Genomic DNA, 7,680 nt, shown 5'->3' on the forward strand with positions numbered 1-7,680 from the left:
GGCTCGCCACAGGATGGGGACGGGTGCAGACGCGTCGCCCGAGCCCGGTGGACGGAGGACCCATGCGCGCTGCGACCTGGCAGGGCAAGGAGACGATCGAGGTCGTCGACGTGCCGGACCCCCGGATCGAGGAGCCGACGGACGCGATCGTCCGGGTGACGTCGACGGCGATCTGCGGCTCGGACCTGCACCTGTACTCGGTGCTCGGCATGTACCTCGACGCGGGCGACGTGCTCGGGCACGAGGCGATGGGGATCGTCGAGGAGGTCGGACCCGGCGCGGGCCGGCTCTCGCCCGGCGACCGGGTGGTCGTCCCGTTCGGCATCGCCTGCGGCTCCTGCTGGATGTGCCGCCGAGGGCTGACGTCGCAGTGCGAGACGACGCAGGTCCGCGAGCAGGGCAAGGGCGCGGCGCTGTTCGGCTACACCAAGCTGTACGGCCAGGTGCCCGGCGGCCAGGCGCAGTACCTCCGGGTGCCGCAGGCGCACTACGGCCCGGTCGTCGTGCCGCACGACGACACCCCGGACGAGCGCTACCTCTACCTCTCCGACGTGCTCCCCACGGCCTGGCAGGCCGTCGAGTACGCGGACGTGCCCCGCGGCGGCAGCGTGGTCGTCGTCGGGCTCGGACCGATCGGCCAGATGGCCGCCCGGATCGCGGCCTACCGCGGGGCGGGCACGGTCATCGGGCTGGACCTCGTGCCCGAGCGGCTCGAGATGGCGCGCAGGCACGGCGTGCAGGTGATCGACACCAGCGCGGTGGACGACGTCGTCGCGGCCGTGCAGGACCTCACCGACGGGCGCGGCGCCGACGGCACGGTCGACGCGGTCGGCATGGAGGCGCACGGCTCGCCCGGCGCCTCGTTCGCGCAGAAGGCTGCGGGGCTGCTGCCCGACGGGCTCGCGGGGGCCCTCGTCGAGAAGGCGGGGGTCGACCGGCTCGCGGCGTTGCGCACGGCCATCGCGACGGCCCGCCGCGGCGGGACGGTGTCGATCTCCGGCGTGTACGGCGGCGCGATCGACCCGCTGCCGATGATGGAGATGTTCGACAAGGGCCTCACGCTGCGGATGGGGCAGGCGAACGTGCGGCACTGGGTCGACGGCCTGCTGCCCCTCGCGCAGCGCGACGACGACCCGCTCGGCGTCCTCGACCTGCGCACGCACCGGCTCCCGCTGGAGCAGGCGCCGCAGGCCTACGCCATGTTCCAGGCCAAGGAGGACGGCTGCATCAAGGTCGTCCTGGACCCGGCGGCCTGACCGTGTCCGTCGTCGTGCGCGCCATGGCCGCACCGCCGCGGGCGGTGCTCGACGTGCTGGCCGACGGGTGGTCCTACGCGGCCTGGGTCGTCGGCACGTCCCGCATCCGTGCGGTCGAGCGGGGCTTCCCGCAGCCCGGCGCCCGCATCGAGCACTCGGTGGGCGTGTGGCCGCTGGTGATCGACGACGAGACGGTGGTCGTCGCGTGGGACGCCGCGAGCGGCATCGAGCTGCAGGCGCGCGGCTGGCCGGCGGGGGAGGCGCGCATCCGGATCGAGGTGCGACCCCGCGGCGACGGGTCCGTCGTCCGGATCTCGGAGGACGCGACCGACGGCCCCGGCCGGCTGGTGCCACGGCCGCTGCGGACGCTGGCGATCGGCGCCCGCAACCGGGAGACGCTGCGACGCCTGGAGGCGCTCGCGGCACGTCCCGGCACGACGTCCTGACCCGGGCGTCCCCACCGAACCCCACGCCCGCGGCCCGGCGGTGGTCACGGGGCGCGGGCCCGTCACGGACCCGACCGCCACGAGGAGGACATCATGAGCGAGCAGTCGTTCCCCGCCCAGCAGCAGACGCCGCCGGGGCTCACCGGGGAGATGGACCCGACGCCCGACCACGGGGAGCAGTCCTACGTGGGCCACGACCGGCTGGCCGGCAAGCGGGCGCTGGTCACCGGCGGGGACTCCGGCATCGGCCGGGCCGTCGCGATCGCGTTCGCCCGCGAGGGCGCCGACGTCGCGATCGGCTACCTGCCGCAGGAGGAGCCCGACGCGCGCGAGACGGCGCGCTGGGTCGAGGAGGCCGGTCGCCGGTGCGTGCTCGTCCCCGGCGACCTGACGGTCGAGGACGAGGCGCGGCAGACGGTGCGGACGGCCGTCGAGCAGCTCGGCGGCCTGGACGTGCTGGTCAACAACGCCGGCTTCCAGATGGCCCGTCGCGGGTCGGTCGAGGACGTCACGACCGACGAGCTGGACCGGGTGATGAAGACGAACCTCTACGCGCTGTTCTGGGTGACGCAGGAGGCGCTGCACCACCTCGGCGAGGGCGCGGCCATCATCAACAACACGTCGATCCAGGCGTACGACCCGTCCCCGTCCCTGCTCGACTACGCGTCGACGAAGGCGGCGATCAACAACATCACGGTCAACCTGGCGTCGGAGCTCGGCTCGCGCGGGATCCGCGTCAACGCCGTCGCGCCGGGCCCGATCTGGACCCCGCTGCAGCCGGCGACGCAGCCCACCGAGAAGATCGAGAAGTTCGGGCAGGACGCGCCGCTCGGGCGGGCGGGCCAGCCGGCCGAGGTGGCGCCCGCGTTCGTGTTCCTGGCGGACCCGGCCTCCGCGTCGTTCGTCTCCGGCACGGTGCTCGGCGTGACCGGCGGGAAGGCCGTCTTCTGACGGCGGTGGACGGGAGGTCCGTGGGCGGTCCCGGCGGTGCGCGCCGATGAGCGTGCGGATCGGCACGTCCGGGTGGTCGTACGACCACTGGGCGGGCGTGCTCTACCCGCCGGGGCTGCCCGCGGCGCGGCGGCTCGAGCGGTACGTCGCGGAGTTCGACACGGTCGAGCTCAACGCGAGCTTCTACCGGTGGCCGCGGGACACCGCCTTCGCGTCGTGGCGCGAGCGCCTGCCCGACGGCTTCGAGATGACGGTCAAGGCGCCGCGGGGGCTCACGCACGCCCGGCGGCTCCTCGAGCCCGAGGTGTGGGTCGAGCGCATCACGCGAGGCCTGCACGAGCTGCGGGGCCGGCGAGGTCCGCTCCTGGTCCAGCTGCGCCCGGACCAGGAGCGCGACGACGCCCGCCTCGACTGGTTCCTGCGGTGCGTCCCCTCGTGGGTGCAGGTCGCCGTCGAGCTGCGGCACCCGACGTGGCAGGTCGACGAGGTCTTCGAGCTGCTCGAGCGGCGCGGCGCGTCCTACGTCGTCGTGAGCGGCGCGCACATCCCCTGCGTCCTGCGCGCGACCGCCCGCCTCGTCTACGTCCGCTTCCACGGGCCGGACGACGAGCACCTGTACGCGGGGTCGTACTCCGACGACGACCTGCGGTGGTGGGCCGACCGGGTGCGCGAGTGGACCGGGACCGGGCACGACGTCGTCGCGTACTTCAACAACGACGGCGAGGGCCACGCCGTGCGCAACGCCCTGCGCCTGCGCGAGCTGCTGGCCTGAGCGTCACGCGTCGAGCACGGGCGACCAGCGCCGGTAGCCGGTGCGCAGCACCACCTCGTCGTCGCCCAGGCGCTCGACGTCGGGCCACAGCACGAGGAACGTGCCGCGGTGCCGGCGGCGCAGCCAGCGCGCGAGCAGCGCCGGGGCGCGCACGTCGCGCCGCTCGTAGCCGAGGAACGACGAGGAGGTGCGCGGGCTGACGAGCAGCCCGTGGACGCGCGGGACGGCCAGCAGGCCCGACGCGGGACGGTCCAGCACCAGCCGCACGTCCACCACGTACCCCAGGCGGCGCCCCTGGTCGTCGCGGACGTGGGCGTCGAGCAGGTCACCCAGGATCATGGCGTCCTCCCGGGATCCGGCCGACGACGTGGTCCCGCACCCAGCGCTCGGTCCACGTGACGTCGAGGGCGTCGCCCCGCACGCCGAGACGGACGACCACCCCGACCTCGGTGACGTCGGACCACGCGATGCGGTGCCAGCGCGTCGCGGGCGGACGCCCCCCGAAGACGCGCGTGCCGAGCACCGGCCCCGAGAGCAGGGCCGTCACCACGGCCTCCTGCGCGCCGGTGGGGTGCTCGTCGCCGTCCGTGCCCCGCACCTCGAGGTCGTCGACGACCACGACGGGGGTCTCGTCCACGTCGTGCACCTGCCGGTCCAGCAGGTGCAGGCGGGCGTCCAGCACCCGCCCGGCGGGGCGGGGCGGGGCTGGCAGCTGCTCGTCGGCGGGGAACGGGCGGCTGGAGAGCGGGACGCGGCGTTTCACGACGACCTCCTCACGAGCCGGCGCCGGTGGCGATCATCAGCGGGATCGCGGCGAGCGACGCCGCGAGGATGACGACGAGGTAGACGAGCGCGAGCGCGTTCGTCACCCGGCCGTTGACCGCGTCGCCCATGTACTCCGGGTCGTTGGCGACGACGAGGATCGGCAGGTAGGTGAGCGGCAGGGCCACGGCCGAGAAGACCACCGAGAACTCGGTGACGGCGATCGGGTCGACGCTGGTCATGAGCACCGCCACCGCGACCAGCAGCGCGACGATCATCGTGAGGTGGAAGCGCGCGGCGCGTGCGGGGCGGCGGAACTTGCCCCAGGGCCAGCCCAGGTACTGCGCGAGGGTGTAGCCGCTGGACAGCGCGGTCTCCAGCGCGGCGCCGAACGTGGCGGCGACGATCCCGACGATGACGAGCGCGAGCGCGAGCTTGCCGCCCGCGAGCGCGACGGGCAGCACGATCTGCGAGAGGGAGGATACCTCGACCCCCCGCGGCAGGAAGACGATCGCCGCGCACGCCGCGATGGCCACCGACAGGATTCCGCCGAGCGGGAAGCCGACCAGCACGTTGGCGCGCGACTGGGCCAGGTCCCGCCGCGTCCACCTCTCCTCGCGCGCTCCCGAGGAGAAGAAGAACACCTCGTACGGCGTCATCGCCGCCCCGAACAGCGCGATCGCGTAGTACCAGTACACGGCCGGGCCCTCGGACGCCGGCGCGGCGGGGCGCAGGGCCTGCTGCGCGAGCTCGCCCCAGTCGGGGCCGAGGAGGAACACGGCGACCGCGAAGACGACGAGCGTGAGCCCGACAAGGCCGGTGACGTTCTCCATGACGGAGAACTTCGTCCGCCAGATCACGAGCCAGACGGCGAACGCGGCGACCGGGATCCAGAGCCGGGGCTCGACGCTGCTCGCGAGCTGCAGCGCGAGCGCGATGCCGCCGACCTCGGCCGTGAGCGTCAGCAGGTTGACCGCGAAGGAGGCGGCGAGGTTCGCCCCCGCGGCCCGCGGCCCGAGCCGCTCGCGGATGATCTCGAACGTCGCCCGGCCGCTCACGGCCGCGACGCGCCCGGACATCTGCGCGAACAGGCAGATCCCGACGACGCCGACGACGACCACCCACGCGAGCGAGAGCCCGAACCGGGAGCCGACCACCGCGTTGGTCACGAGGTCGCCGATGTCGAGGAACCCGCCGATCGCGGTGAGGATGCCCAGCGCGACCGCGAAGAGCCGCTTCACCACCGGCTCCCCACCGTCACGACGAGCCCTCGAGACGCGTCGTGAGCGCGTCGAGGGCGGACGCCGCGCCGTCGAGCCCGGCGGAGACGACCGCGTGGTCGCCCTCGACGCCGTTCGCCCACCCCCGGGCGGCGACCACGGCGTCGGTCGCCGTGCCGACCGCCCGCAGCGCCTCGTCGCGGTGCTGCGCGGCCGACGGGTCGGGCGGCACGAGCGTGGTCAGCGCGTCGTCGGCCTCCCCGACGACGCGCAGCGCGTCCAGCAGCGCGGTGTCGGCGACGGTGGCCGTCAGCCGGCCCTCGTCGAGCAGGTCGGCGGCGAGGGTCGCGGTGCCGACGGCGGACGTCGCCTCGTCGAGGGCGTCGACGAGCCGCGGGTCCGCCGCGTCCGGGGCGGAGGCGGGACCCAGCGAGCAGCCGGCCAGCGCCGTGACCAGCACGGTCGCGGCGGCCACCCGCGTCGCACGCACCCCTCGGTGGATCACGACGGCATCGTGGCCCTGACCCGGCCGCCCCGCACGTCGAGCCCGGGTCGGGAACCCGGGCGGCGCCCCCGGTCGCGGGACGACCGGCAGCGGGGCAGCCTGGCCTGATGTCGCTCACCGCTCTCGTCCTCGTCGGCACGCTGACGCCGTCGCCGAAGCCCTCCTCCAGCGAGCTGCTGGGCCGCCAGGTGCTCGCCGCGCTCGAGGAGCACGGCGTGACGGGCGACGTCGTGCGGCTCGTCGACCACGACGTGCGGCCGGGGGTCCAGACGGACATGGGGGAGGGCGACGCGTGGCCCGCGATCCGCGCGCAGGTGCTGGCCGCGGACATCCTCGTGCTCGCGACCCCGATCTGGCTCGGCCAGCCCTCCTCGGTCACCAAGCGTGCGCTGGAGCGTCTCGACGCGGAGCTGTCCGAGACGGACGACGAGGGGCGGCTGCTCACGTACGGCAAGGTCGCCGCCGTCGCCGTGGTCGGCAACGAGGACGGCGCCCACCACGTGAGCGCCGAGCTGTTCCAGGCCCTCAACGACGTGGGCTTCACGGTGCCGGCCGCCGCGGTGACGTACTGGGTGGGCGAGGCGATGGGCGGCACCGACTACCAGGACCTGCCGGAGACGCCCGAGGTGACCGCCGGCACGACCGCGACGCTCGCGCGCCACGCGGTGCACGTCGCGCGCCTGCTGCGCGAGAGCCCGTACCCGGCGGGCTGACGCGCCGCTTGCCACACGGACCCGCCGTGGGCGACCGTTCCCGGGTGAACGACCGTCGCACCGTCGCCTACTACCTCGCCGCCGCCCTCGTGTGGGGCTCGAGCTTCCTGTTCATCAAGGTCGGCGTCGACGCGATGTCCCCGGCCCAGGTGGTGCTCGCGCGGGTCGTCCTCGGCGCGGTGACCCTCGTCGTCACGATGCTCGTGCTGCGGCGGCGCTGGCCGCGGGGGCTGCGCACGTGGGGGCACCTCGCCGTGCTCGGGGTGGTGCTCTGCGTCGTGCCGTTCCTGCTGTTCTCCTGGGCCGGTGCGCGGCAGTCGTCGGGGCTGTCCAGCATCCTCAACGCGACGACCCCGCTCATGACCGCGGCGTGGGCGGCGGTCCTCCTGCCGTCGGAGCGGCTCACCGCGCGGCAGCGCCTCGGCCTGCTCGTCGGGGCGTTCGGCGTGGTGGTCGTCGTCGGCCCGTGGACCTGGGTCGGCGCGGGCGTGACGTCCAGCGCCGCCGCCGTCCTCGCCTGCCTCGGGGCGACCGCGTCGTACGGCGTCGGGATGGTGTACCTGCGCCGGTTCGTCGGCCCGCTGCGCCTGCCCGCGGAGACCGTGGCGGCCGGGCAGGTCGGCGTGGCGGCCCTCGTGATGCTGGCCGCGGCGCCGTTCGTGGCGCGGGGCCCGGTCGAGGTGTCGTGGCCGCTGGTCGGCGCGATGGTCGCCCTCGGCGCGCTCGGGACCGGCGCGGCGTACGTGTGGAACACGCGGGTGGTCGACGCCTGGGGCGCCCAGCGCGCCTCCACCGTCACCTACCTCACGCCGCTCGTCGGCGTGGTGCTCGGCATGCTGGTGCTGGACGAGCGCCTGCACTGGTACGAGCCGGTCGGCGGGGCGCTCGTCGTCCTGGGCGTCGTCGTGGCGCAGCGCGCCGGGCGGGCGCCGCGTCCCGCGCCCGCGGTCGAGGGTCCGGCCGTGGAGGCCGCCGCGGAGCAGCCCGCGCCGCCACGGCACTGAGCGCGACGGCCGGCTCCGGCGCGCGACGCGCGACGCGCCGAGCGGCCGGCT

10 protein-coding genes are annotated in these 7,680 nt (G+C 75.1%); 6 read left to right on the forward strand and 4 right to left on the reverse strand.

Features of this window, described 5'->3' with window-relative positions:
- Nucleotides 1–62 precede the first annotated feature (62 nt).
- The 4 genes from HGCM_RS09060 (at nt 63) to HGCM_RS09075 (ending at nt 3,425) form a co-directional block, all read left to right on the forward strand.
- Nucleotides 63–1,256: a zinc-dependent alcohol dehydrogenase gene (locus tag HGCM_RS09060; RefSeq protein ID WP_019136528.1), complete on the forward strand. Its 1,194-nt coding sequence runs from the start codon at nt 63–65 to the stop codon at nt 1,254–1,256.
- Nucleotides 1,257–1,279: 23 nt separating this feature from the next.
- Nucleotides 1,280–1,702, forward strand: coding sequence for an SRPBCC family protein (locus tag HGCM_RS09065; RefSeq protein ID WP_040399672.1), 423 nt, complete (start codon nt 1,280–1,282; stop codon nt 1,700–1,702).
- 93 nt (nt 1,703–1,795) lie between these two features.
- Nucleotides 1,796–2,653, forward strand: coding sequence for an SDR family oxidoreductase (locus HGCM_RS09070; protein WP_019136530.1), 858 nt, complete (start codon nt 1,796–1,798; stop codon nt 2,651–2,653).
- Between the two features lie 46 nt (nt 2,654–2,699).
- Entirely contained in the window at nt 2,700–3,425 is a 726-nt protein-coding gene (locus HGCM_RS09075) for a DUF72 domain-containing protein (protein WP_019136531.1), read from the forward strand.
- A 3-nt stretch (nt 3,426–3,428) separates the two neighbouring features.
- On the opposite strand, the gene HGCM_RS09080 is transcribed toward HGCM_RS09075, so the two are convergent.
- Genes HGCM_RS09080 through HGCM_RS09095 form a run of 4 tightly spaced genes read right to left on the reverse strand, consistent with a single transcriptional unit; the run spans nt 3,429 to nt 5,912 of the window.
- Nucleotides 3,429–3,764: a PRC-barrel domain-containing protein gene (locus HGCM_RS09080; RefSeq protein ID WP_019136532.1), complete on the reverse strand. Its 336-nt coding sequence runs from the start codon at nt 3,762–3,764 to the stop codon at nt 3,429–3,431.
- Nucleotides 3,751–4,188, reverse strand: coding sequence for a hypothetical protein (locus tag HGCM_RS09085; RefSeq protein WP_019136533.1), 438 nt, complete (start codon nt 4,186–4,188; stop codon nt 3,751–3,753). Before HGCM_RS09085 ends, HGCM_RS09080 begins: the two co-directional genes overlap by 14 nt.
- A gap of 10 nt (nt 4,189–4,198) precedes the next feature.
- Nucleotides 4,199–5,428, reverse strand: coding sequence for an NRAMP family divalent metal transporter (locus HGCM_RS09090; RefSeq protein WP_026075367.1), 1,230 nt, complete (start codon nt 5,426–5,428; stop codon nt 4,199–4,201).
- 16 nt (nt 5,429–5,444) lie between these two features.
- Nucleotides 5,445–5,912 (reverse strand): hypothetical protein, encoded by a 468-nt coding sequence (locus HGCM_RS09095; RefSeq protein WP_019136535.1) that lies wholly within the window; start codon nt 5,910–5,912, stop codon nt 5,445–5,447.
- A 107-nt stretch (nt 5,913–6,019) separates the two neighbouring features.
- Between HGCM_RS09095 and HGCM_RS09100 the strand changes: the two genes are divergently transcribed.
- Nucleotides 6,020–6,625 carry a flavodoxin family protein gene (locus HGCM_RS09100; protein WP_019136536.1) on the forward strand — a complete coding sequence of 202 codons (606 nt, stop codon included), beginning with the start codon at nt 6,020–6,022 and terminating at the stop codon, nt 6,623–6,625.
- A gap of 44 nt (nt 6,626–6,669) precedes the next feature.
- Nucleotides 6,670–7,629: a DMT family transporter gene (locus tag HGCM_RS09105; RefSeq protein WP_019136537.1), complete on the forward strand. Its 960-nt coding sequence runs from the start codon at nt 6,670–6,672 to the stop codon at nt 7,627–7,629.
- Nucleotides 7,630–7,680: the final 51 nt, after the last annotated feature.

The organism is Cellulomonas massiliensis JC225 (genome assembly GCF_000312005.1).
GTDB lineage: Bacteria > Actinomycetota > Actinomycetes > Actinomycetales > Cellulomonadaceae > Cellulomonas > Cellulomonas massiliensis.